We start from the raw sequence: 24,725 nt of genomic DNA on the forward strand, positions 1-24,725 counted from the left end.
ACCTGATGAGGAATATCTACCAACTGCCATTCAGTCATGAAGAAGTATTCAGGGGTGAAGCAGGGCAACAGGTTCCCTACCATCGCATGTATGGCAAGCAATATTGTGTGCCTGCATTGACGGTTTATTCCCCTGCGGAGATGCAGGAATTGCGTGCAGCAGTTGAGGCTGTAGACGGGATTTATTGCAAGGTGATGCGTTTTATTCAGCAATACATGCCCGACTCTTTCCTGGAGCAGCAGCTGGGTATTCATCCCGGCCTTATTCCGGCGGCTCGTATGGAGATGGTGACAGGCGGGATTACTCGGCAGGACTGGATTATTGGGGAAGCCGGACCTAAATGTATCGAAAATAACACGGATACCCCAACCGGCATACCTGAAGCAGCTGCATTGGAAGGTATTTTGGTGGGGATGGTTGAAAAAACATCGCTCCATGCTCCGTCCAAAGGAATGGATGAATGTATCCGGGAATGCTTTCACCGCTGGCTGGATGCTTACGCACAGCAGGGTTTGCTGGGCCCGGTGACCTTTACTTCATTTGGGGAGCATGTAGAGGATCGGACCAATACGGAGTATCTGATGAAGCTGTGCCAGAAGGCGGGGTATGAAACGTTTTACGCTCCACTGGAGGAGTTGGAGATTATTCCAGGGGAGGCGCTCTACCATCATGGACGCGAGATTAACCTGTTGTACCGGCTCTATCCCCTGGAATATCTAATCGATGATCGAGATGAAACGACCGGCGTGGACATCGGCGCAGCACTGCTTGAATTGGTTCAGGATGGCGGCCTGGGCCTGATGAATCCTGCACAGCATGTGCTGATGCAGAGCAAGGGTTTCATGGCGGCGATCTGGTCACTCTATGAACGCAATGAACAAACCATGGAATATTGCGGGTTTCGGCTGTTTGATGATGCAGAGTTAGCGGCGATTTCGCGTTATCTGCTACCGACTTATTTCGAAGCTGGACCTTTCGAATGGAGCGCAATGCCTTATGTGGCTAAAAGCTATTGGGGCCGCGAAGGTCGAGGCACATCGCTGCTGGATGAGGGATCGGATCATCATGCGGGCCAAATGGCTGCTTCTCATCAGCTGCACGCCCCTACGAACTCCAACACAATAGCCGAACTGCAAGAAGAAGATGAGATCGCAGCCTATTATAATAATCAGCCTAAAATATATCAGCAGCTGGTACCGATGGAACAGGCCGTGATTCAGACAGAGGATGGCGTATACAGCGGTTATTTGCTTACAGGGGTGTTTGTCATCGGTGGACGTTTTGCCGGTGTGCTGCCCCGGATCGGGGAGAAGGTAACCGGAGATATGGCCTATTATTGTGCGGCTGTGGTCAATGAACGGATGGATGACGAGGAGGAGAAGGAATGGACAATTTGGGATTGAACCTGCTGAATGTAGCGGTAGGTGTAGGCATTTTGCTGGTAGTATTGGTATGTGGGTATTTCGCTTTTAGCCAATTGACCCGGTATAACGATAGCGAGGAAATCGCAAAAGGTAACGAGGCGGCAGGCATGTATATGGGCAGCAAATTGCTGGGCCTGTGTATCATTGTGGGCATGGTGTCCTTCTCCACGCATTCGTGGCTGGATATGCTGCTCTGGTCGGCGCTTGGAATCATTATTTTGTGTCTGGTCTATATTATATTTGACTTCCTGATTCCCAAGATGCGGGTATGTGACGAAATCGCAAGAGGCAATATGGCGGTAGCACAGCTGCTGCGGTCCATTATCATCGGCGTTTCCATCGTCATCGGTACGTTTTTGATGTAAAATAAACCCTAGTGTTTATTTGGAATGAATATCAATTCAACGAAGAAGGAGCGCGGCATCATGAGAAAAGTCATCATCGATACAGATACAGCAGGAGACGATACGATTGCGATCCTGACGGCACTGCACCATTTCCAGGTGGAGGGCATTACGATTACAGGTGGGAACGTACAGTTTGACCAGGAGGTTGAAAATGCCCTGTACACGGTACAGGTTGCTGGACATGGCGGCAAGGTGCCTGTGTACAAAGGGTGCGAACGCCCATTGATGGCCTATGGTAAGGCCCAGCACCGCACGGTGGAAGACGTACATGGTGATGACGGCATGGGCGGAGCCCATTTCCCGAAGGCAGACCAGCGTCCAGAGGCAGGGCATGCGGTTGATTTTATCATTGAAAAGGTACACGCACATCCGGGCGAAATCTCGCTTCTGGCCATTGCACCTCTGACCAACATTGCGATGGCAATCCAGAAGGACCCAACCATTATTCCGGAGATTGCTCACCTCTACATCATGGGTGGAACGAATAATGCACTGGGTAATATCACACCAGCCGCGGAGTATAACTTCTATGTAGATCCGGAAGCAGCCAAAATTGTATTGCACGCAGGCATTCCGACGACCATGGTTGGCTGGGAAATGTGTACTCAGTATTCTGTTATGGATGATGATGATCACGCTGAAATTGCAGCACTGGGTACATCTGGTGCCGATTTCTTCACAGCCATCAACAAAGTGGTTATGCAGTTCAACAAATCGGTACATAAACTGAATGGCACCACTCACCCGGACACGTTGCTGATGGCTGTTGCCGCAGATGAGTCGCTCATGACCAAATCCGGTCAGTATTATGTGGATGTAGAAGCAGCAGGAGAGTTAACACGCGGATATAGCGTTGTGGATATCAACGGACGTTTCGGCAAAGAGCCGAATGTACGCGTCTGTGAGGCCATTGACCGTCCGAAATTCAAATCCATGCTGCTGGATGTGCTCTCTGCTATTCAATAAAAATGTGGTTTTAACTCCAATAAAAGTATTCATCATCCGTGCCTATTCCAGGTACGGATTTTTTTTGCCCATTCCATTCCTATGAGTGTGTGCAATGCGCGTTCTCTGTCCAGTTGGTGACAACGCTTCGGGTGTGTTAAAGTGAAGGAAATGTTACAGCGGAGACTTCTTTAGTTTAACTTTTGAGCGTCCGGCAGGAGGAGTGGCACAATGTTATTTTATTTTGTAGCACTGCTGGTTACCTTGGTTGATCAGGGAACCAAGATGGCGGTGAGGATGTATATGGAAGTTGGGGACACGATGAGGCTTGGCGACTCGGGAATGCAATTGCAGCATTATGAGAATAGTGGAATGGCAGGCAGCCTGTTTCAAGGGAATGCGCGTCTTTTCGGTGTGGTCGCTATTCTATTCGTGGCGGGTATGATGTATTATCGGAGAAAAGGTGAGATTCGCGGTTTCTGGATGCAGGCAGGTGCCGGTTTCATGGTCGGTGGTGCTTTGGGTAATGCAATCGATCGTTTTATCTACGCACGTGTAACGGATTTTCTCGTATTTCCGTCGGGACGTGGTATTCTCAATTTGGCGGATGTAGCGATAAATGTTGGCGTGGTTATGCTGGTCATCGGCATGTTAATCCGTGCATTTCAGAGTTACCGAGCCAAGCGTTTACGTAATGCTTTGCCGAAAATAGAGCGTTGATAAAGAGTTAACAACAGCTGTGATGTAAGCAGCGTAACTGGATACATGAGGGACATTGGATATTTCCGATGTCCTTTTTTTGTTATGTCGACGAGCGGACTCGCGGTCAGTGGGACTGATTCATTTTTACCGAAACCGTTTTAGGAATAATAGGACACATTATAGTCAACGCTCTAAGTATAAAACGGTGGAAGGATTAACCACGTGGTTACTTCACTAATTTAATGGGTAAATCTTTACGTATATAAGCTGAGGGAGGTACAACATGAGAACATCGCTTACCAAGGCACTCGGGTTAATGCTGCTTTGTGGAATAACGGCTGTACTTCTGTCTTCCTGCACTAGCGGGAATAATGACAATGGCAAAGTGCAGGTTGAATTTTTTCAGAACAAACCCGAAGCCAAAGGAACCTTTGACGAGTTAATCAAAACATTCAACGCCGAACACTCTGGTATTCAGGTCACTCAGGTGAATCCACCTGACGCGGAGACGGTGCTGAAGACACGTGTGGTGAAGAACGATGTGCCAGACATTATGGCAATGGGGGCAACCGATACCTATTCCATTCTTGCACAGAGTGATATTTTCGCCGATCTGACAGACAGTCCACTGTTAAAAACGATCGATCCCAACTACATAAAGATGCTGAAGGATGTCACGGGCATGGATGAAGTGACAGGTGTTCCTTACGCAACAAATGCAAACGGCATCATGTACAACAAAACCTTGTTTAAAGAAATGGGTCTGAACGTACCCAAGACCTGGGACGAGCTGATTGCTACAGCCAAAAAAATTAAGGATGCGGGTAAAATTCCGTTTTACTTCACATACAAGGATGATTGGCAGACGAATCTGCCGTTCAATGCACTCGGACCTAACTTGGTTGGTATTGATTTCTACCTGGAGCGTCGCGAGAACAAAGTGACCTTCAAGGAGAAATACCGTGAGGTTGCGGAGAAGCAGTTGGAGCTGATGAATTACGGTCACGGCGACAACTTCGGTAAAGCGTATTCGGATGGTAACCGTGCCTTTGCTAATGGTGAAGCTTATATGTACATCCAGGGTACCTGGGCGATCTCCGAGATTCGCAAAGCCAACCCGAATGTGGACATTGGTTTCTTCCCATTCCCGACAGGCAACGATCCGAGCCAGATCAAGTTGGTGAACGGAATCGACTCTCTGTTTACCATTTCAGCGAATACACCAAACAAGGAGCAGGCCGAGCAGTTCATCGCGTTTCTGCTGGAGCCTGAAAATATAGGCAAGTACATTAAGGAACAGACGCTGTTCTCTGCGGTGGAAGGTGTAAAACAAGATGATCCTGCTGTACAGGAACTGACACCTTACATTGAGCAGGGCAAGGTTATCGACTTCGCCGATCACTATATTCCGGCTGCGGTGCAGCTGAATTCCATCGTACAGTCCTTTTTGCAAAACAAGAACATCGACAACTATCTGGATACACTCGACAAAGAATGGGACAAGGTAGCGAATCGGCGATAACGCCTTGTCCGAAGGAGGATGGAGTATGAACAAGCGCATCGCGCCTTATTACTGGATGACGGTTCCGGCGGTAATACTGTTCTTTGTATTTATGACGCTGCCGGCCCTCCAGGGGATCTATTATTCATTTACGAACTACAACGGATTCGGTAAAGGTTATGATTTTGTTGGATTCAAAAACTATTTCAATTTGTTTCAAGATGACAATGTAGGCAACGCCTACTGGTTTACCTTCAAGTTTGCGATCGTTGTAACGATCCTTACGAATATTCTAAGCCTGCTCATTGCACTCGGGCTGAATGCCAAGATCAAGTTCCGTAACTTTTTCCGTGGCATCTACTTCTTGCCGAATATCCTGAGTGTATTGATTGTAGGTTACATATTTAACTACCTGTTCTCCAACGTATTCCCGATCTGGGGACAAAACCTGGGCATCAACGCCCTATCCACCAACATTCTGGGCAGCGAAAGTCTGGCATGGATTGGGATCGTAATTGTAGCGGTGTGGCAATCCGTCGCGTTGAATACGATTCTGTATTTGGCGGGATTGCAAACCATCCCTACGACATTGTATGAAGCATCAAATCTGGACGGCGCTGGAAAATGGCGTGAATTCTGGAGCATTACGTTTCCGCTTATTGCCCCGTTCTTCACAATTAATATGGTGCTGGCGATGAAAAACTCACTGATGGTCTTTGACCAGATCGTGGCCTTGACGAATGGTGGACCGGGACGGGCAACACAGTCCATCTCCCATCTGATCTACACGGGTGGATTTGAAGGCGGCGAATATGCATATCAATCTGCGAACTCGGTTATCTATTTCATCGTTATTGCGGTGATTTCGATTCTGCAAATCCGGTTCCTGCAAAGAAGGGAGACGGATCTGTAATGAGAAGCCGTTTACGTACCAACTGGCCCGTTATGTTGTTAATTATTCTGGGTACCTTGTTCATTCTGTTCCCTTTATATATGACGGTTACAATCGCATTGAAAAATCCGGAGCAAATGGCCCAATCGGTCTTTGCTATTCCGACAACGCTTCACTGGGAGAACTTTGCAAGTGCAATAGACATGACAAACTTCTTCCAATCGTTCCGTAACAGTGCCATTGTTACTGCGTCAACAGTCATTCTGACCTTGCTCAGTAACTCTATGGTTGCTTACGCGATTGCCCGGAATATGGAGAAGCGGAAATTTTTCAAAGGGCTGTATTATTACTTCGTCAGCGCGATGTTTATTCCGTTTCCAATCATCATGCTGCCGATTGTTAAGCTGACTGCATCACTGGAAATGACCAATCTTCTGGGTCTTATCCTGCTGCATACGGTGTACGGTCTCGCCTTTAACGTATTTGTATATGTAGGTTACATTCGGTCCATTCCGGTAGCACTGGAGGAAGCAGCCTTCGTAGATGGAGCAACAACCTGGGGCACATTCTGGAAAATCATTTTCCCATTGATGGCGCCGATCAGTGCCACGGTTGGTATTCTAACTTGTCTGTCTACCTATAATGACTTTCTGCTGCCACTCATTATTATTAGTGATCCGGCACAATACACGCTTCCACTGGTACAATATGTGTTCCAGGGTCAATTCAATACTGACTTCAACCTGGCGTTTGCATCGTACCTGCTGGCGTTGCTGCCGATGATCATCATTTACCTGTTTGCACAAAAATGGATTATCAATGGTGTAACGCAAGGTTCAGTGAAATAAATTGGGGAGTGATTGGTGCGACACTGATGATCAGCATCCTGCCGATCCTGATCGCTTTCCTCGTTTTGAGCAATCGAATTGTAGAAGGTATTGCTGCCGGATCGGTAAAAGGATAGACCCATGTATTCCAGATGATTAAATGGCTAACTTAAACCTTGGACCCTTACACATCCCGATCCAATAGGGATGTGTGAGGGTTTTTGCTCATCGCCCTGGACTTCTTCTATCTCCTGAGATCGTGTATTTATAACGAGTATATCAATTTAGTTATTCTCTATAATGCAAACTAAATGAAAAAACTGAAAATACCTATTATTGGAATTTCAAAAAACTTTCAAGTTTTTTCGCAAAACTACTGCATTTTCAAACCACCTGTGCTAACATACCCTAAGAATTAAAGCCCACACGGGAAAGGTGAGAAAATGACAGCAATATCCTCAACCAAAGAGTCCCTGCGTTCGGATGCCAAGGATCTGAATCTGATTCGGCTAACATGGCCTATTTTCCTGGAACTCTTCTTGTTTATGTTGATGGGGAGCGTGGATACGTTCATGCTCAGTTCAGTGTCCGATAATGCAGTATCCGGAGTCGGAGCAGCCAACCAGATTATTTCCATTGCGATTCTTGTACTGGAAGTCATTGGACATGGCGCTGCTATTGTTGTGGCACAATATATTGGTTCGAAGAAGTTGAGTGAGGCGGCACAGGTAACAGGTAACGCGATTACACTAAATCTGATTGTTGGACTGATCCTGAGCGGAAGCTTCCTTCTGTTAGGAGGACATCTGCTTACACTGCTTCATATCCAAGGTGAAATATACGATTTTGCCCGTTCTTATATAAGTATTGTCGGAGGCGGGATCTTCCTTCAGGCGCTGATTAACGCGCTGGCCGCGACGATTCGTACGCATGGTTACACCAAAGAGACGATGTATGTTTCCGTTCTGATGAACGTGATTCACGTCGTTGGTAACTACGCCCTTATTTTTGGCCATTTCGGCATGCCGAAGCTTGGTGTAGAAGGGGCGGCGATCTCAACGGTCGGAAGCCGTCTGATCTGTTTGATTATTTTCTTCTGGTTGCTCTATCGGGTTATGGATGTAAGGGTAGAGTTTAGCTATTACATCAACCTTTCGAAGAAATTTATCAGCAAAATCTTGCGAATTGGTATCCCCTCTGCACTGGAATCCGTTGTATATCAGTCCTGCCAGCTCGTCTTCACACTGTACGTAACCTATCTGGGTGCTGAAGCGATGGCAACCCGGCAATATGCGGGTAACATTTCAAGCTACATCTATCTATTCAGCATGGCGATCGGAATGGGAACTTCCATTATTGTTGGCCGACTGGTCGGTGCACGGCGCAAGAACGATGCATACAAACGCGTATTCGACAGTGTAAAATGGGCGCTGCTCGCAACGGTTGTGATCGATGTAATTATTATTCTCTTCCGTGTTCCGCTGATGAGTGTGTTCACGGATAATCCGGAAATCATCAAGCTAGGGGCACAGGTCATCCTGCTAAGTCTTCTGCTGGAAACCGGGCGAACCTGCAACATTGTGATTATTGGTTCCCTTCGTGCCGCAGGTGATGCGAAGTTCCCGGTATACATGGGACTGATCTCTATGGTCTGCATGAGCCTGCCGCTAGGCTACCTGCTTGTGTTCAAGCTTCACATGGGGCTCGCCGGTGTATGGCTTGCGATTGCCGCAGACGAGTGGACACGCGCTGTCATTATGTATTTCCGCTGGAAGAGCCGGGCTTGGGAGAAACATGATCTGTTGGATCATGAGGAGGAAGTTGGAGCTCAGCCGGTGCCGGCAGTATGATGTTGATTTTGGAAAATAATTTCGATTTGAGTGGAGTATAGAAATAAAAAGGCGCCGCACTTGGGGCGTTAGTCAGATTAAAGAAGAGCCAATCATGGGATGGAGCATTCCTCCTGATGATGGGCTCTTTTTTCGTTATTTGTGCAGTATTACCTCGTTATCTTAGAGAGGTTCAGATCATAGGTGGGGGCTGTATCGAAGGTTGTCACCAGAACAGGTTAGCAAAAATGATCAAAACGAAATGTGCAGCCTCACGTATAGTAAGGATATGGAAAGGGGCTGGACTTTATTTGAATTCATACAGTGAATTGATTCAGCAAAGTCTCTACTTTATTGAAACGAATCTGTACGAGGATATCGGGCTTGAAGAAGTGGCGTCTGAAGCGCTTCTGTCACCCTATCATTATCATCAGGTGTTCCGCAGGGCAGTGCGGTCATCTCATTCGGGGTTATTTTGAACGGCAAAGGAAAAGTTTGGGTGGATAGTTTCCGTTTCGAAGAGGTTGATCCGAATACACCATTGACTCATATGGAGACAGAGTATGAGATGTCGGACGAGCCAATGAATTTGTCTTTTGAAGAGTGATCAGATGTGAATGCAGGTCCAACGTTAAGCTGAAGAAAGTATGGGAATTATGATATAATCCTGGGTAAGAATGGAGCTGATGCAGGATGACGGATTTGCTCGATCCTCGAGTTGATTTTGTATTCAAACGTATTTTTGGAAGTGAGCAAAGTAAAGATGTTTTGTTAGCTTTCCTTAACAGCACGTTTATTGAAACCGGTGAGTCGCCTCTTACGGAGATTACACTTATTAACACGTTTACGGACAAAGATAGTCCGGAAGATAAACAATCCATTTTAGATATCAAAGCGCGTACGGTGGAGGGTGAGTTAATCAACATTGAGATGCAGCTGTTTAATCCGTATAATATGGAAAAAAGGACGCTGTTCTACTGGAGTGAAATGTACTCTCACCAGATCAAGAAGGGCGAAAACTATAATCTTTTGAAAAAATGTGTGACGATCAATATTTTAAATTACTCATGTCTGGACAATGAACGATATCACAATGTTTTTCATTTACGCGAAGATCATACAGGTATTGGTTTGACAGATGATATAGAAATTCATGTGATGGAATTGACCAAACTGGATCAACACCCTGTCCCTATGGATAAGGGTGGACTGGTGAACTGGCTTTTATTCTTAAAAGGGATTGATCCATCAAACTGGGAGGTGCTGGCGATGAATGAACCGATGCTAAAAAAGGCGATGGACACGCTGGAATTTCTGAGTCAGGATGCAGCTACGAGAATGGCTTATGATGCACGGATGAAAGCACTAAGCGATGAAAAGTCGATGATTGAAGGTGCACGTGCTGAGGGTGAAGCCAAAGGGAAAGTAGAAGGTAGAGTAGAAGGTAAAGTGGAAATGGCTCGCGAGCTTCTTGCACTTGGCGTAGATATGTCAGCTGTGGTGAAAGCCTCCGGACTCTCTGCAGAGGAAATCAAAAAACTGCTGCCTAAGCAGTGATATGAAACTGAAATTACACTTTACAGGGCTAATCCAATTACGGGTTGGCTCTTTTTGTTGTGTTTGGGGTATAAAAAAAGTAGAGCTAAGTCGAAGCTGAGAGGATACAGACGTTTCTGGAGTTTCTCACAAATCGAAAAGTCCTCCATAGCTAATCAGGCCATACCTTGTTAACATAGATCCAAAGATTACGATAACTCATGACACATATAGAGGATGATTTCGATGAATAAAAAAGTATTGGTCGTGGATGACGAGTCAAGCATTGTCAGTGCCATTGCTTACGCGCTGCGGCGCGAAGGATATGAAGTAGAGACAGCAAATGACGGCGAAGAAGCACTGGTCAAGGTGGCGTCATTCCATCCGCAGGTCATGATTCTGGATGTGATGATGCCCAAGCTGGACGGATACGGCGTATGCCGCAGGCTGGAGGATCGAGAGGATATCGGCATTATTTTGCTGACTGTCAAAAATGATATCGTGGATAAGATCGTAGGCCTGGAAATGGGCGCGGATGATTATATGACTAAACCGTTTGAGATCCGCGAGTTGCTCGCCCGGGTAAAAGCGCTGATGCGCCGTGTGGAGAAAAGCAGCCCGTCCCCTGACGACCAGAAGAATCAGGCTATCGTCAATGGAACACTGCGTATCCATATCGCTCACCGCACCGTGACGGTGAATGAGGAGAAGCTGGATTTGACGCCAAAAGAGTTCGACTTGCTGACCATTCTGATGTCCAACCCCGAGCGTGTATACACACGGGATGATCTGCTGGACCGGGTGTGGGGCATGGAATATGCCGGGGGTACACGCACGGTGGATATTCATATTCAGCGGCTGCGCAAAAAGATCGGCGATACCGACCAGCAAAAATTGCAGACGGTATACGGAATCGGCTATAAGGCATCAGCCCCTGAACCGGGCGGCTCGGTATGAGAATCAGCATCAAGCTGAAGTTCAGCGTTTTTCTAGCTGCATTGCTAATCCTGACCGTCGTTGTGCTCAGCTCGCTGGTATTGCGAGGTATTGAGCGCAACCAGCAGACGCAGATCGAGACCATTCTGTCCCAGCAGACCCGTCTGGTGAATCTGAATGTGCGGCAGTCTTACTATACCGAGTCCGTTCGTCTAGAGCAGGAGGTTTTTTTACAGCAAAATGGCCGCAGGCTGGCTCAAGAGCTTGCAAGCTCCACAGGTCTGCCCATCGCGCTTTATGATATGAAGGGACAGCAGGTTGGTTCATCAATCATGTCTGAGGAAAGTGCAGATATCACAGCGACGCTGAACTATGCGCTGCAAAATAAAATTGCTTATCACGAACAGGGGGATACCCTGCTATATGTAGCACCGCTGGACGGACCGGATGGACAGATGGGTGCTGTGCGCATGCAGTATCCGGTTCAGAGCTATCATGAATTCTATGCCCGTATCCTTCAGTTGTTTATGTGGGCGGGGATTGCGGTTGTTGGGTTAAGCTTCATTCTGGGATATCTCTTCTACAATCGTTTTGCTGTTGCTATAACCCGATTGAAGAAGTCTGCCGATTCCATTCGTGAAGGGCATTATATTACCGAATCACCAGTGAGTCGCAAGGATGAATTGGGCGAACTGGGACAGGGCATTTATTATATGAGCACATCGATTCAGCAAAATATTGAAGCCATGCATGCGGAACAGCAGAAGCTTCAGCTCGCTATCGAGAAGCTTCAGGCTCTGGAGCAGCAGCAGAAACAATATATCGGTAACATTAGCCATGAGTTCAAGACACCACTTACGTCGATTAAGGCATATGTGGAGCTGCTGGACATGTATAAGGATGATCCGCAATTGCTGGATGATGCCACGAGCAATATTGGCAAGGAAACGGAGCGGTTGTACGAGATGGTTGAGAAGGTATTACATTTATCAGCCCTGGAGAAATATGATTTTGAGAATCAGGCGGAAGACGTGGAGGTTCGTGCTCTACTGGAGGATGCCTGTGGCCGGATGCGGGGCAAAGCCGAGAAGTTTGCGCTGAACATGGAGGTGACGTTACTGCCTGCGGTGATCCGCAGCGATCGGGAGAGCCTGATGCATATTTTCATCAATCTGTTGGATAATGCGATCAAATATAATGTGCCGGGAGGTGTCATCCGGGTAAGCAATGAACTGCGAATGCAGGAGCGACAAGCGGTGATTCGCATCTTCAACTCAGGTACGCCCATTCCGGATGAGGCGAGCGAGAAAATCTTTGAACCCTTTTACACCGTCAACAAAGACAGGGCCAGAAAAACCGGGGGAACCGGGCTGGGACTATCACTCGTCAAGCAATTTGTAGAGAAGCAGGGCGGCACAATCACATTGTTGCCGAGCGATCCGAAGCATGGGGAAGGAACGACGTTCCAGCTTGTTTTCCCTCTTGCCCATTCAAGTTTACAAGTTGGAAACAAGTCTGAATAACTTTGGAAGTATGCGATGTGTATGCTTGGTCTATAGAAAGCAATCAGGAGGGACCATGATGAATTGGAAGCAGGCGGCTTTGGGCACGCTCGGGGCAATTGTCCTATTATCGGCAACAGCATGCGGGGGAACAACGAAACCAGGGGATAATACACAGAACGGGAAATCCGGCACGGATATTACAGTCAAGGACAATACAAATACATCGGTATACCAGAGCTTTAAGCTGGAGAAAATCGATAAACTGTCGAATATGCGCGGGGTAGCATGGCTAAGCAATGACTGGATTTTGTCGGATAAAGTAAACGAGTCCATGAAGCCTGTCACCGTTGAGGGTGAGAAACGTTACCCGCATAACTTATACATGTACGATCTTACAAAGGGCACAGATACACCCGTGAAGGAAAGTGAAGTGAATCTGGGCTCACCACTCGTGTCCCCGGATAGTCAGTATATTTTCTACAGAGAACCAGAGGAATCGACGGGCAAAGGCTTCATTCTGAACCTGCACAACGGGGAAGTGGTTCCTGCAGGCAATGACGATGGATTTGTCTTTGAAGGAGCATGGCTGGATAAGGAGCATGTTGTTTTTCCAAACATGAATGGGGATATCATATCAGCAAGTGTGGATGGAACAACCAAAGCGCTGGTCAAGACGGGGAACTTCAATGTAAGTAGTGTCAGCGTTTCGGGTAATGTAATTTACTACATCACAGGCACGGACGGACAGTTGAATAGCTACGATACGAAGACCGGTGAAGTGAAGCAGGTGTTGAAAAGTGTAGAGAGGGTAATCCCGTCCAACGATGGATCAAGACTGGCGATTGTGAAAAAAACAGCCGATACCAAACGGGCGCTGGTGCTAACCGATCTGGAAGGGAATGAAAAAGCCACGCTTGCCAGAGGCACGCAGATCTTCGGCACGAGCTGGTCTGGTGACGATTCCAAAATCGCCTACACAATCAATTCGGAAAGTGACGATGAAAAAGGGCTGTTCGTCTCTAATACGGAAACGGCGGAGCAGTTCCAGATCTCGGCCGAAATGGATAACGCATCTGATCCACTGAGCTGGAGTCCGGAAGGCAACCGAATTTTGCTGTCACAGGCAGTGCAGGAAAATGAATCATACCACTTTGTCACCTCGGTCATTACGATCTCGCAGTAAATCATCATCGAAGAAGAAGTAAATTAGCAGAGCGGGCCTGACTCATATCGAGTTGGGCTTTTTCTGTACCTTTAACGCTGGTTTTCTGGGTTATACTGAAGAGACGAGAAGTAAAGGGGGAACATGATCATGGATGAAAAGGACTGCCGTCTGCTGCTGAGCGTTTCCGAAGAAAGTAGTCTGACCAAGGCTGCGGAGCGCATGTTTATGACCCAGCCGGCTTTGACATACCGTTTGCAGCAATTGGAGAAGGAATTTGGCGTGCCACTTATCGATAAAACGTTAAAAGGCGCCAGATTTACTCCCGAAGGAGAGCATCTCGCGATCTATGCCCGTAAAATGCTCAATGAGCTTAATCAGGTCAAGGAGCAGCTGTTGAACATTCGGAATGAGGTTAAGGGAACGCTGCGTCTTGGGATTGCCAATCATTATTCGTTGTACAAGCTTCCTCCCTTGTTAAAGCAGTTCAAGGAACTGTACCCGGAGGTTCAGTTTGCTGTGACCTGTGCTCTGAGTGTGGAGGTTATGGAACTGTTGATGCGGGATGAAATTCAAGTGGGTGTCATACGGGGGGAGCATCCATGGTATGAGGGGAAACATCTGCTGCACGATGAACCGGTCTGCATTGTATCCCGTGAACCCATCAACCTGGATGAACTTCCCGAGCTTCCGCAAATTGCATTTCAGGAGCCCTTGACGAAAACGGGTGGAACTCCTGTGAGTCCTTTCCGAGAGGGAGTAGCGGCCTGGTGGTATGAGCGCTATGAATGTTCACCAACCGTAACGATGCGTGTGGACAGCTATGAGACATGTAAGGAAATGGTGCGTTATGGGCTTGGTTATGCCATTATTCCGGGTATTTTCGTGTCTGATTCGGATGGCCTTCACCAGCAGGAATTGATTCGACAGAATGGACAGGGATTGCGGCGTAATACGTGGTTAGTGTATAAGGAAAGTGTGCTGCAGCAGGCAACGGTGGGTCGCTTTATTGACTTGATGAAAACGGCTGGAACACAGCATGTTGTGGACGGAAACTAGATACAGACATAGCGGAATAGGTGCATTTATTCATGCATAATTATCCGATATTTTATTATCAAATAAGGAATTTTATTGCTGTTTGGCAGTGTCATTTTTATAGGGAGTACCCATTCGAAGGATGTACATAAGATTAAAATGTATACCGATGCCGTCTTGGCTAATATGAAAAATAACCAGTAATATACTGACATCTAATGATATCCATATGTTATTGTCTAGCGAGTCCATAAAATTTTTTATGGGCTATTCCTTAATTTTTTTGAATTTACTTCTGGCTTGGTCACACATACAATATATCCAATCTGATTGTATATTTATTCGATTGAATTGAATATAGAAATGCTGTATTTGGAGAAAGGCGGCAAAACAATATGTATCCTGACCCAGCTCATATGAAGCAAAAAATCAAAGAAACCGTAGATCGGCTGGACCCTGACTTGCGGGAATTATCCCTGCGCATTCACGCTAACCCTGAACTTAGCTTTCAGGAAGTCCAAGCACAACAATGGTTAACCGAACCGCTGGAAGCGGCCGGATTTCAGGTGGAAAAAGGCATTTCAGGCCTCGACACCTCGTTCCGTGCTGTATGGGAAGGCCAGCCAGGCGGACCAACGATTGCACTGCTCGCTGAATATGATGCACTGCCCCGCATCGGACATGCCTGCGGACATAATCTGATCGGAACCTCTGCTGTAGGTGCAGCACTGGCGCTCAAGGAAGCTTGCCCTGATCTTCCGGGACGAATCGTCGTACTTGGCACACCGGCTGAAGAAGAGGGCGGCGGAAAGATCATTATGGTGAACGATGGCGTATTCAATGAGATGGATGCCGTCATGATGTGTCACCCGCAGCAAAAAACGATGGTACTGAGAGGTGCGCTGGCTTGTGTGGACGCAACCTTTACGTTCCATGGCAAACAAGCACATGCTGCCTCATCTCCTGAGAAGGGCATTAGTGCGCTAGATGCCTTGGTCAACGCGTACGCGGGAATAAACTCACTGCGTCCTTATTTGAAGGATGACGTTCGGGTGAACGGGATTATTACCAAGGGTGGAGATGCGCCCAACGTGGTGCCTGAGCTGGCTGAAGCCGTATATATCATTCGGGCGAAGACCGTTGAAGAGCTGAAAGTCGTCATGGACAAAGTATATCGAGTCGTGCGCCATGCTGCGGAAGGCGTCGGGGCTACGGTAGATATTACCGAAGGCCTGATCTATGCCGAGCGGAATAACAACAAAACTCTGGCGGGTCTGTTTCAGCAGAACCTGGAGGATATGGGCATTGAAGTGCATGATCCACCGCAAACAGGCGGCGTCGGTTCTTCGGATATCGGTAACGTAAGCCAGATTACAGCCGCAATCCATCCGTATATTCGGTTAGGAGATGCGACAACACACACACCTGAATTTGCCCGGCTTGCCGGAGCAGAGGAAGGCATGATTGAGCTAAACCGTGCGGCGAAGGCACTTGCACTGACGGCGTTCGATTTGTACGCAGACAAGGCAGCATTGCAGCAGGTACGTGATGAATTTGAAGCATGGAAACAACAGAAGGACGAGGGATGATGAATTGGAAAACATAACAAAACAACCACAACAACGGCGCAAATGGTTTAAGATGCCTCACACCTTCGTCATCTTGTTTATTCTGGTGCTGGTAGCTACCGTGCTAACCTACATTATTCCAGCAGGGGAATTTGATCGGGTCAAGGATGAAGCAACAGGCAAATCCTTGCTCGTTCCAGGTTCATATCATCATGTAGAGGCCAATCCAACGGGATTATGGGATATTCCCAAGTCCATCGTTCGCGGACTGGTTGACTCCGCGGACGTTGTATTCTTTATTTTCATCATCGGCGGAGCATTTCAGATCATTACGAGTACGGGAACGATTGAAGCCCTTACAGGTAGGGTAGCCCGTTCGTTCGCCAACAAGGGATTATGGGTCATTCCGGTATTCATCACCTTGTTCTCAGTTGGTGGATTCACGATGGGCATGTCCACAGAGGTTATGGTCTTTGTACCGATCGGGATTGCCATTGCGCGTGCGCTGGGGTATGACGCTCTAACCGGTACGGCGATGATCTCGCTGGGGGCCTCGTGTGGTTTCACTGCCGGACTGCTCAATCCGTTCAACGTAGGACTGGCTCAGGCCATTGCAGAAGTTCCAATTTTCTCAGGGATTTGGCTTCGTGCAATTATCCTGGTGTGTCTCATCTCCGTGACAAGTATCTATATTATGCGGTACGCGTCCAGAGTGAAGTCTGATCCAACACGTGGTTTGGTGCATGAGCTGGAGCAGGAGCAGGCAGCAGATACACCTGCGGTGGACCTGAACAAACTGCCAACGATTCGCATCACACATATTCTGACTATCATTACAATTGTAGCTGGCTTTGCCCTGTTAATCTGGGGTGTTTCCAAAGAAGGCTGGTGGATGGAAGAACTGGCGGCCCTCTTCCTGAGCATGGGCGTGATCGCTGGTCTTGTCTCCGGGTTCGGTCCTAGTCGAATTGCAAGTGAATTCGTCAAAGGTGCTAGTGGCATCGCTTATGGTGCCTTTATCATCGGTCTGGCAAGAGGTATCATGGTTGTCCTCGATCAGGGTAACGTGATTGACTCCGTAGTATACGGAATGTCTACAGCGGTTGGCGAATTGCCGTCCTCCGTGCAGGTATTGGGTATGTATTTCTTCCAAAATATCATGAACGTGTTCATCACGTCGGGTACAGGTATGGCCGTGACTACGATGCCGATTATGGTTCCATTATCGGATCTGCTCGGAGTTACCCGTCAGACAGCCGTACTGGCGTTCCAGTTCGGAGACGGATTCACCAACATGATTCTGCCAACGTCTTCAGCCTTAATGGGCAGTCTCGCGGTATCCGGCATTCCGTATCAGAAATGGGTTAGATTCTTCTGGCCGCTGATGGTCATGTGGATCGCTATGGGTATTGTATTTATGCTGATCGCCAATGCCATTCAGTATTCTTAATCGTTCGATTGAGACAAGCAGCGAAAAATGTATTCCATAACTTACATTCCTTTCTATACATTTATATTGACTAAGCTATTCCGCTTCCGATAAACTAGAATGCAGGAATAAAAGTCGAATGTTCAAAGCAGCAGTTCGAGACATTGTTTCGGACGGCTGTTTCTTTTCTTTTTCATAAGCAAGGTTGCAACGTTGTAGTCTTGTCGGATGATCCGGCCAATAACAACATGGGATAGGAACAGGTGATACACATGTGTAACAGCGCGTACCGCGTGCTTTTATATTATAAGTTCGTGAAGATTGAAGACCCTGAAACGTTTACGCAAGAGCATCTGCAATACTGTAAGGACCTGGGTGTAAAAGGACGTATTCTGATTGCCTCGGAAGGCATTAACGGTACCGTATCCGGTACACCAGAGCAAACCGAGCAGTACATGAAGGATATGCATGCCAACCCGCTGTTCAGCGATATGGTATTCAAGATTGATGATGTCGAAGAGCATGCGTTCAAAAAAATATTTGTTCGTCACAAAGCTGAGCTGGTTACATTCCGTGTGGACGAAGACTTGGACCCGAACGAAGTTAGTGGTAAACGGTTGTCCCCGAAAGAATTTTACGAGCATCTTCAACAGGAGGATGTCATTGTAATTGATGGCCGCAATGACTACGAGTACGAGATTGGTCATTTTCGAGGTGCGATTCGTCCGGACGTGGAGTCGTTCCGCGAGTTTCCGGAATGGATTCGGGATAACCTGGGCGACATGAAGGACAAAAAGATCATTACTTACTGTACTGGCGGTATTCGTTGTGAAAAGCTGACCGGGTTCATGATTAAGGAAGGTTTCCAGGACGTGGCACAACTTGATGGCGGAATCGTGACCTATGGCAAGGATGATGAGGTACAAGGTCGTTTGTTTGATGGGAAATGTTATGTTTTTGACGAGCGTATTTCCGTGCCGATTAACCGGACGGATGAAGATATCGTGATTGCCAGCTGTTATCACTGTGGAACGACGCATGACCGTTATATTAACTGTCCAACCTGCAACCTCCAGCATGTAAGCTGTGAGGATTGCGAAGAGACGCATAACCGCTTTTGCTCGGATGCCTGCCGGGAGGCAGCACCGGTAACCGCATAAGCAGGGAGAGCAGGTGCTGATCGTGAAGCGCGAAGAGGAACGAACGACGCGTGAACGGATTTTGTTCATGCTGAAGCAGCAAGGCACAATGACCGCAAGGGAAATGACAGCTGAGCTTGGTCTGACCGGCATGGCGATTCGCCGTCACCTCACGGCACTGGAGCAGGAGGGTTGGATTGAGGTTCGGGAAGCCAGAGCTACAGCTGGACGTCCCTCCGCGGTGTACCATCTGACGGTGCGCGGGGATAGCTTTTTCCCAAAATCATATTCATCACTGACCCTGGAACTGCTGGAGGAACTGTCGGATTCAGCGGGCAGCGGTGTCGTGGATGCATTGTTCGAGAGCCGCCGGGACAAGCTGCTTCGCAGCGGACAGCCACAGATGCAAGGTCAGGATCTGGCCGGACGTGTCGAGGAACTCGCGCGCATTCAGAATGCAAACGGATATATGGCCGATGCCTCCAAGGAAGAGGATGGCACCTATGTGCTTACCGAGCTGAACTGCCCTATTGTGCAGGTAGCGAGTGTCTATAAACAGGCTTGCCGCTGTGAACTGGAACTGTTCCGTTCATTGCTGCAGGCTGATGTGGAGCGCACCGAATGTTATGCGGATGGCGGCAAAAAATGCACGTACCAGATTCGCGAAGCGGCTGGGAATTAGCATGTATAGAGATTGTTTCGATCACTCGGAACAGTCTCTTTTTTGTTTGGAAAATGACGTAAAAACGTTATATTAAGTATTAGATGCGTGTTATTATTAAATTTACATCCAGCTCAAAAAAATGCGTAGCGATTAACATTGTTAATTTCAATATGCTCGCTAATGATCATTATCACAACGTATTTCATTTAAGAGAAGATCATACAGATATATCCCTGACAGATGAAATTTCGAAGTTAAAAGACAACAACATTATGATGAATGATGGATTAGTGCGATGGCTATTATTTTTAAAGGGGATAACCAAGTCTAGCTGGGAGGAGTTATTGATGCACGAACCGGACCGGCGTTGAAAAAAGCCATGAGTGTATTGGAGTTTCTGAGCCAGGATGAGCAAGCACGTCAACAATATATCGACCGTCAGAAATTTCTATGGGATGAAGTTTCCATGATTGAGGGCGCACGAGAAGAAGGTCTCAAGAAAGGCTTGGAGGAAGGCATCCAAAAAGGAATCGAAGAAGGCATCAAAGAAGGAGAAGCAGAGAGTAAACGTAAAATCGCAATCAATATGCTCGCTTTGGGGCTTGATCAAGATACCATTATCAAAGCTACCGGGCTAACATTATCTGAACTAGAAGAATTGAAAAAAGAAAAAGAATGATGTGTATTTTCTCTTCACCCAGTTGTATATCCTTTCTTAGCAGAGGCCTTTTTTTGTTTTATGTAATGTTTTCTCTCACGTATCTGCAATGAATGCAAATTGGAAGCGGTTCAACCATTGACGGGAAACAGGTCGCACCTTAATATTAGGGAAACAATAAAATACCAACACGAGTCATGGACTTCAGTCGCATGAGAAAAGTCTATATTTGTCTGCTTTTGTCGATCAAAGCAACAATGCGTTGAAGCGTTCGTTTTGTCCCGCCCTATCGTGTCACTTGGATAACGATGAGGGCATCAACATTTTAGAAGATGGAGAGGGGTTCTCACACATGAAAAAGAAATGGTTAATGTCTCTGATGATGGTTGCATCTATGGTTGTAGCGGCTGGTTGCGGAAATAACAGCGGCGGTAGCATAACGACCGAGGGATCGGGCAGCACAACAGGTGAAGGTACGGCAGAAAAATCGTATCGCATCGCGATCTCGCAAATTGTCGAACATCCATCGTTGGATGCCACACGTGAAGGATTTATTGCAGCGCTGAAGGATGCTGGTCTTGAAGAAGACAAGAATCTGACGATTGACTACAATAACGCGCAAGGCGATTCAACGAACAACCTGTCCATTGCCCAGAAAATTGCCGGGGATTCCAAAAATGATTTGGTCCTAGGGATTGCAACACCATCCGCACTGGCACTGGCTCAACAAGTAAAGGACAAGCCACTGCTGTTCGCAGCGGTGACAGACCCGCTGGGTGCCAAACTGGTGAGTGACATGGACAAGCCAGGTGGTAACGTAACAGGTGCATCGGATACGAACCCGGAGGCGATTGTACAATTGGCTGATTTTATCGCCAAATATTTGCCGGATGTAAAGACGGTTGGTCTGGTTATTAACGAGGGCGAACCGAATGCGGTTGTGATGGCGAACAATGCGGAAAAAGCGCTCGCAACACATAATATCAAGCTGGTCAAAGCACCAGTTACGAACACTTCCGAAGTAAAACAGGCGACCGATTCTCTGGTTGGCAAAGTGGATGCCTTCTATATCACGCTGGATAACTCGGTAGTTAGCGCAGTGGATACAATCATCCAGACCGCGAACAAAAATAAAATTCCGTTCTTTTCCAGTGACCGGGATACCGTGGAAAAAGGGGCTTTCGCAACCGTTGGCTTCAAATACTACGATCACGGATACCAAGTGGGTGAAATGGCTGCGGACATTTTGAAAAATGGGTCGCAACCGGGCGACATGAAAGTCACCGTGCCGGACAAGCTGGATCTGATTCTGAACCTGAAAGCTGCTGAAGCTCAAGGCATCACTGTTACCGATGAGATGAAGGCAGAAGTGAAGGACCAGGATAACAACACTATTCAATAATCTGACCGGAGATCCTCCGGCAGTACGGATGCGAGGCGGACGTGCAGGCGGGTTCGCCTCATTCTTTTCGATAGACAGGGAGGAAGCAATGTGAATTTGACTTGGGGTTCAATTGAAGGGGCAATCGAGCTTGGATTGTTGTATGCACTGATGGCATTGGGTGTATATATTACATTCCGCATACTGGACTTCCCCGATCTCACCGTAGACGGAAGTTTTACAACTGGAGGCGCAATCGCGGCGGTCATGATATCCAACGACTTCTCTCCTTGGCTCGCTTGCTTGGCAGCAATGGCTGGAGGAATGGTGGCTGGCGCCTGTACAGGTCTGCTACACACCAAAGGCAAAATTAACGGGCTGTTATCCGGTATTCTGATGATGATTGCTCTGTATTCAATTAATATGCGTATTCTCGGCGCACCGAACAAATCCATTATGGGCATGGATAACCCCTTCTCGGGTGAGCATGTCATGGTTATCATTATCGTAGTTGTGCTGGTATTCAAAATTATGCTGGATCTGTTTATGAAAACAGATATCGGACTGGCACTGCGCGCCACAGGTGACAACAAACGCATGATTCGCAGCTTCGGCGCGAATACGGATGTGACCACCATTGTTGGTGTCAGTCTGTCCAACGGACTTGTTGCGCTGTCTGGAGCATTTATTGCACAGCAATCCGGTTTTGCAGATATTACGATGGGAATTGGTATGATCGTTATCGGACTGGCCTCCGTTATTATCGGGGAAGCCATTCTGGGTGCAAGAACCGTATTCTGGGCCACACTTGCGGCCGTTGTCGGTTCAATTATTTACCGGATTGTGGTCGCGATCGCACTCCAGGTAGAATGGTTCGACACATCCGATCTGAAGCTGATCACCGCTGTGATCGTTATTATCGCACTTGTTTTCCCAACCATGCAGCGCTCCATGAAGCAGAAAAGCCTGGCTCGCAAACGAACCGAAGAGCTTATGGGCTCGTCGAGCCAACAGGCGAAGGGAGGCATGTGATTATGCTTGAGATTACACAAGTGACCAAACTGTTTAATCCGGGAACGACCGACGAGAAGACTGCGCTGGTTGGCGTAAACCTGACGATGAACCCGGGAGACTTCGTGACCGTGATTGGCAGTAATGGCGCGGGAAAATCAACGTTGATGAACATTATCTCAGGCGTCATGAAGCCAGATATGGGCGATGTGCTGATCAATGATCGTTCCATCAAAAGCCTGCCTGAGCATAAACGCAGCAGTTGGATTGGCCGTGTGTTTCAGGACCCGATGGCGGGTACAGCACCGCATATGTCCATTGAGGAGAATATGGCGATGGCGTACAAACGTGGCAAGGGCCGTGGACTGGGCTTTGGAGTGACCCGTGCAAGACGGGAGATTTTCAACGCCCAGTTGGAGAAACTCGGCATTGGACTCGACAAACGCCCCAATGCCAAAGTGGGCCTTCTGTCTGGCGGTGAACGCCAGGCGCTCAGCCTGCTCATGGCAACATTCACCCAGCCGCAAATTTTGCTGCTGGACGAGCATACGGCTGCGCTTGATCCTTCTCGTGCGGAGCTGATCACAGAGCTGACAGAGACGCTTGTACGTGAGATGAGACTTACAACGTTGATGGTCACACACAATATGGAGCAGGCCATACGTTTGGGCAATCGTCTAATTATGATGGACAAAGGCCGAATTATTTTGGACGTTAGTGAAGAGCGTAAGCGCACGCTGACCGTACCTGAGTTATTGGGTGAGTTTGAACGTATCAGCGGTAAAAAAATGGCCGACGATCGCGTGGTGCTGGGTTAAATCCAGGGAGCACCTTGCGATTACCGAAGAGAGCCAGTACATCTCATTACAAAAACCTTTTGCGTTCTCGCAAAGGGTTTTTGTGGTATGTTGAACAGAATAAGGATCACAAGTAGTAAGCATACATAGGAGGGCCAAGCATGTTGTTACAATTCGATGAAGGAACATACACGGTAATCCAGCGTACCGATTCCATCCGCCTGCTGGCGAAGGAATTTGCACTGCTGTATTTTTTGTATGAGAACAAGGAAAAAGCCTTTACTCGCAGCCAACTGCTGGATCGGGTATGGCCCTTGGAATATCCGGTTGAACGCACCGTGGACGACCATGTGTATCGACTGCGCAAGAAACTGAAACGTTGGGAAGAAATTGCACTGGAGACCGTGCGTGGTTATGGTTACCGACTTATCATCCGATCGAATATGGCGATATTGCCCTCTAACCCTTCCGCCCAAGATCAGGAGATGCGAGAAGTGATTCATGGATTGTTCCGCAAATATCATCTGTATGGGCAGGGGAAGTCGATGCTCACGCTGCTGGATCAGCAAGAAGCACTGGGCATTGAGATTGATCCATTTTATCAGCTGTATATCCACTTTATTCAGGGAGATCTGGAATGGTTGATTACAACGACGGAAATTCCCTTCGAGGAACGTTTGTATTGGCTGCTAATTTTTACACATACCCTGATTGAACCATCGGAGAGTTTGCCATTGTACGAAAAGGCTCTGAATTCATCTGCACTGTCTGCCGATCAGCTTCGTGAACTTCGTATTCTGAACATTGTTGAAGTCTACGCAGAGGTGGGCCAGTATGAACGAGCCAAGGCTCGACTCATTGAAACGTATCACGTGATGGAGAAAGATGAACTGGTTCATTTCAGACTTCCGGTAAAGCTCTCAGCGTTGTATGTGGAACTGTGGGGTGGCAGCGGCGAAGCGGTAGAGGATCATATGTCTGCTCTGCGTTCCGGGTTGAAAGATGCGCCATACTTGCGGGAAATCGGACGCTTTCAAGTTATGGAAGGCCTATGGTTGCTTAGACAAGGGAGAATCCGAGAGGCAGAGCCTAGAATGGACGATGGTCTGGACGTATTGAAAATGACATTGAACGCACCGCTATATCTCAATTCGGCTTACCAAATATTGTTGTTCATGGCACACCACCGGATAGAGGGGCGTCTTCGCACTAAATACCGTCAAATTTATGCGGATATCTCCAAAAGTTACGGCGTGCCTGTTTATGGACAACAAATTGTGGATGAAATCCGCACATTTTTATCCCCGTTTGCTCCATCATCTGATCTTCCTCTGATATAACACCCTTATGATTACAGCCAAGGAACATATAAGC

Annotated in this window: 24 protein-coding genes and 1 pseudogene; all 25 read left to right on the forward strand. The window is 47.6% G+C overall.

The features are described from left to right. Positions 1-5: 5 nt before the first annotated feature. On the forward strand, positions 6-1,403 hold the full coding sequence (locus tag A6049_RS27175) for a glutathionylspermidine synthase family protein (protein WP_063567586.1): 1,398 nt from the start codon (positions 6-8) through the stop codon (positions 1,401-1,403). Next, positions 1,385-1,789: a DUF350 domain-containing protein gene (locus tag A6049_RS27180; protein WP_063567587.1), complete on the forward strand. Its 405-nt coding sequence runs from the start codon at positions 1,385-1,387 to the stop codon at positions 1,787-1,789. Before A6049_RS27175 ends, A6049_RS27180 begins: the two co-directional genes overlap by 19 nt. Before the next feature lie 60 nt (positions 1,790-1,849). Beyond that, complete coding sequence (locus tag A6049_RS27185; RefSeq protein ID WP_063567588.1) at positions 1,850-2,797, forward strand: nucleoside hydrolase; 948 nt, start codon at positions 1,850-1,852, stop codon at positions 2,795-2,797. A gap of 210 nt (positions 2,798-3,007) precedes the next feature. Continuing rightward, positions 3,008-3,496, forward strand: coding sequence for a signal peptidase II (gene lspA, locus A6049_RS27190; protein ID WP_063567589.1), 489 nt, complete (start codon positions 3,008-3,010; stop codon positions 3,494-3,496). Positions 3,497-3,794: 298 nt separating this feature from the next. Next, on the forward strand, positions 3,795-5,000 hold the full coding sequence (locus A6049_RS27195) for an extracellular solute-binding protein (RefSeq protein WP_095206232.1): 1,206 nt from the start codon (positions 3,795-3,797) through the stop codon (positions 4,998-5,000). Positions 5,001-5,025: 25 nt separating this feature from the next. Further along, complete coding sequence (locus A6049_RS27200; RefSeq protein ID WP_063567591.1) at positions 5,026-5,892, forward strand: carbohydrate ABC transporter permease; 867 nt, start codon at positions 5,026-5,028, stop codon at positions 5,890-5,892. After that, positions 5,892-6,719 (forward strand): carbohydrate ABC transporter permease, encoded by an 828-nt coding sequence (locus A6049_RS27205; RefSeq protein ID WP_053782648.1) that lies wholly within the window; start codon positions 5,892-5,894, stop codon positions 6,717-6,719. The genes A6049_RS27200 and A6049_RS27205 overlap by 1 nt, the downstream gene beginning before the upstream one ends. 2 nt (positions 6,720-6,721) lie before the next feature. Beyond that, positions 6,722-6,835, forward strand: a pseudogene (locus tag A6049_RS33025) (carbohydrate ABC transporter permease); the annotation flags it as partial. Between the two features lie 306 nt (positions 6,836-7,141). Beyond that, a complete protein-coding gene (locus A6049_RS27210) occupies positions 7,142-8,548 on the forward strand; it encodes an MATE family efflux transporter (RefSeq protein ID WP_063567592.1) in 1,407 nt (468 codons plus the stop codon). A gap of 290 nt (positions 8,549-8,838) precedes the next feature. Continuing rightward, positions 8,839-9,006 (forward strand): hypothetical protein, encoded by a 168-nt coding sequence (locus A6049_RS33425; RefSeq protein ID WP_161490643.1) that lies wholly within the window; start codon positions 8,839-8,841, stop codon positions 9,004-9,006. A gap of 214 nt (positions 9,007-9,220) precedes the next feature. Beyond that, entirely contained in the window at positions 9,221-10,084 is an 864-nt protein-coding gene (locus tag A6049_RS27220) for an Rpn family recombination-promoting nuclease/putative transposase (protein ID WP_063567594.1), read from the forward strand. Between the two features lie 225 nt (positions 10,085-10,309). Further along, positions 10,310-11,020 carry a response regulator transcription factor gene (locus A6049_RS27225; protein WP_063567595.1) on the forward strand — a complete coding sequence of 237 codons (711 nt, stop codon included), beginning with the start codon at positions 10,310-10,312 and terminating at the stop codon, positions 11,018-11,020. Continuing rightward, positions 11,017-12,522: a sensor histidine kinase gene (locus A6049_RS27230; RefSeq protein ID WP_063567596.1), complete on the forward strand. Its 1,506-nt coding sequence runs from the start codon at positions 11,017-11,019 to the stop codon at positions 12,520-12,522. Before A6049_RS27225 ends, A6049_RS27230 begins: the two co-directional genes overlap by 4 nt. Positions 12,523-12,577: 55 nt before the next feature. Continuing rightward, positions 12,578-13,687: a DUF5050 domain-containing protein gene (locus A6049_RS27235; protein WP_145921959.1), complete on the forward strand. Its 1,110-nt coding sequence runs from the start codon at positions 12,578-12,580 to the stop codon at positions 13,685-13,687. Positions 13,688-13,816: 129 nt separating this feature from the next. Continuing rightward, positions 13,817-14,725, forward strand: coding sequence for a LysR family transcriptional regulator (locus A6049_RS27240; protein ID WP_063567598.1), 909 nt, complete (start codon positions 13,817-13,819; stop codon positions 14,723-14,725). Positions 14,726-15,099: 374 nt separating this feature from the next. Further along, positions 15,100-16,293, forward strand: coding sequence for a M20 family metallopeptidase (locus A6049_RS27245; RefSeq protein WP_063567599.1), 1,194 nt, complete (start codon positions 15,100-15,102; stop codon positions 16,291-16,293). A 4-nt stretch (positions 16,294-16,297) separates the two neighbouring features. Beyond that, positions 16,298-17,722 (forward strand): YfcC family protein, encoded by a 1,425-nt coding sequence (locus A6049_RS27250; protein ID WP_240321561.1) that lies wholly within the window; start codon positions 16,298-16,300, stop codon positions 17,720-17,722. Between the two features lie 251 nt (positions 17,723-17,973). Continuing rightward, positions 17,974-18,861 carry an oxygen-dependent tRNA uridine(34) hydroxylase TrhO gene (gene trhO, locus A6049_RS27255; RefSeq protein WP_063567600.1) on the forward strand — a complete coding sequence of 296 codons (888 nt, stop codon included), beginning with the start codon at positions 17,974-17,976 and terminating at the stop codon, positions 18,859-18,861. A gap of 22 nt (positions 18,862-18,883) precedes the next feature. Further along, a complete protein-coding gene (locus tag A6049_RS27260; protein ID WP_063567614.1) occupies positions 18,884-19,522 on the forward strand; it encodes a winged helix-turn-helix transcriptional regulator in 639 nt (212 codons plus the stop codon). A 152-nt stretch (positions 19,523-19,674) separates the two neighbouring features. Further along, positions 19,675-19,875 carry a hypothetical protein gene (locus A6049_RS34255; protein ID WP_240321562.1) on the forward strand — a complete coding sequence of 67 codons (201 nt, stop codon included), beginning with the start codon at positions 19,675-19,677 and terminating at the stop codon, positions 19,873-19,875. Further along, complete coding sequence (locus A6049_RS34260) at positions 19,872-20,183, forward strand: hypothetical protein (protein ID WP_240321563.1); 312 nt, start codon at positions 19,872-19,874, stop codon at positions 20,181-20,183. The genes A6049_RS34255 and A6049_RS34260 overlap by 4 nt, the downstream gene beginning before the upstream one ends. 331 nt (positions 20,184-20,514) lie before the next feature. Further along, the gene (locus A6049_RS27275; RefSeq protein ID WP_063567602.1) at positions 20,515-21,564 is read left to right on the forward strand and encodes an ABC transporter substrate-binding protein; all 1,050 of its coding nucleotides are present in this window, start codon (positions 20,515-20,517) and stop codon (positions 21,562-21,564) included. Positions 21,565-21,714: 150 nt separating this feature from the next. Next, positions 21,715-22,575 carry an ABC transporter permease gene (locus A6049_RS27280; protein ID WP_063567616.1) on the forward strand — a complete coding sequence of 287 codons (861 nt, stop codon included), beginning with the start codon at positions 21,715-21,717 and terminating at the stop codon, positions 22,573-22,575. Positions 22,576-22,577: 2 nt separating this feature from the next. Continuing rightward, on the forward strand, positions 22,578-23,372 hold the full coding sequence (locus A6049_RS27285; RefSeq protein ID WP_063567603.1) for an ABC transporter ATP-binding protein: 795 nt from the start codon (positions 22,578-22,580) through the stop codon (positions 23,370-23,372). 140 nt (positions 23,373-23,512) lie between these two features. Further along, positions 23,513-24,691: a winged helix-turn-helix domain-containing protein gene (locus tag A6049_RS27290; protein WP_063567604.1), complete on the forward strand. Its 1,179-nt coding sequence runs from the start codon at positions 23,513-23,515 to the stop codon at positions 24,689-24,691. Positions 24,692-24,725 lie beyond the last annotated feature (34 nt).

The organism is Paenibacillus sp. O199 (assembly GCF_001636635.1).
GTDB lineage: Bacteria > Bacillota > Bacilli > Paenibacillales > Paenibacillaceae > Paenibacillus > Paenibacillus marchantiae.

Excerpts from the sequence above, each read along its gene's own strand:
- A6049_RS27205 (WP_053782648.1), top strand. The coding sequence starts at position 5,892 with ATGAGAAGCCGTTTACGTACCAACTGGCCCGTTATGTTGTTAATTATT.
- trhO (WP_063567600.1), top strand. The coding sequence starts at position 17,974 with ATGTGTAACAGCGCGTACCGCGTGCTTTTATATTATAAGTTCGTGAAG.
- A6049_RS27245 (WP_063567599.1), top strand. The coding sequence starts at position 15,100 with ATGTATCCTGACCCAGCTCATATGAAGCAAAAAATCAAAGAAACCGTA.
- A6049_RS27195 (WP_095206232.1), top strand. The coding sequence starts at position 3,795 with ATGCTGCTTTGTGGAATAACGGCTGTACTTCTGTCTTCCTGCACTAGC.
- A6049_RS27225 (WP_063567595.1), top strand. The coding sequence starts at position 10,310 with ATGAATAAAAAAGTATTGGTCGTGGATGACGAGTCAAGCATTGTCAGT.
- A6049_RS27200 (WP_063567591.1), top strand. The coding sequence starts at position 5,026 with ATGAACAAGCGCATCGCGCCTTATTACTGGATGACGGTTCCGGCGGTA.
- A6049_RS27235 (WP_145921959.1), top strand. The coding sequence starts at position 12,578 with ATGATGAATTGGAAGCAGGCGGCTTTGGGCACGCTCGGGGCAATTGTC.
- A6049_RS27240 (WP_063567598.1), top strand. The coding sequence starts at position 13,817 with ATGGATGAAAAGGACTGCCGTCTGCTGCTGAGCGTTTCCGAAGAAAGT.
- A6049_RS27230 (WP_063567596.1), top strand. The coding sequence starts at position 11,017 with ATGAGAATCAGCATCAAGCTGAAGTTCAGCGTTTTTCTAGCTGCATTG.
- A6049_RS27185 (WP_063567588.1), top strand. The coding sequence starts at position 1,850 with ATGAGAAAAGTCATCATCGATACAGATACAGCAGGAGACGATACGATT.
- A6049_RS27220 (WP_063567594.1), top strand. The coding sequence starts at position 9,221 with ATGACGGATTTGCTCGATCCTCGAGTTGATTTTGTATTCAAACGTATT.
- A6049_RS27290 (WP_063567604.1), top strand. The coding sequence starts at position 23,513 with ATGTTGTTACAATTCGATGAAGGAACATACACGGTAATCCAGCGTACC.
- lspA (WP_063567589.1), top strand. The coding sequence starts at position 3,008 with ATGTTATTTTATTTTGTAGCACTGCTGGTTACCTTGGTTGATCAGGGA.
- A6049_RS34255 (WP_240321562.1), top strand. The coding sequence starts at position 19,675 with ATGCTCGCTAATGATCATTATCACAACGTATTTCATTTAAGAGAAGAT.
- A6049_RS27210 (WP_063567592.1), top strand. The coding sequence starts at position 7,142 with ATGACAGCAATATCCTCAACCAAAGAGTCCCTGCGTTCGGATGCCAAG.
- A6049_RS27275 (WP_063567602.1), top strand. The coding sequence starts at position 20,515 with ATGAAAAAGAAATGGTTAATGTCTCTGATGATGGTTGCATCTATGGTT.
- A6049_RS27280 (WP_063567616.1), top strand. The coding sequence starts at position 21,715 with ATGGCATTGGGTGTATATATTACATTCCGCATACTGGACTTCCCCGAT.
- A6049_RS27180 (WP_063567587.1), top strand. The coding sequence starts at position 1,385 with ATGGACAATTTGGGATTGAACCTGCTGAATGTAGCGGTAGGTGTAGGC.
- A6049_RS27285 (WP_063567603.1), top strand. The coding sequence starts at position 22,578 with ATGCTTGAGATTACACAAGTGACCAAACTGTTTAATCCGGGAACGACC.
- A6049_RS27175 (WP_063567586.1), top strand. The coding sequence starts at position 6 with ATGAGGAATATCTACCAACTGCCATTCAGTCATGAAGAAGTATTCAGG.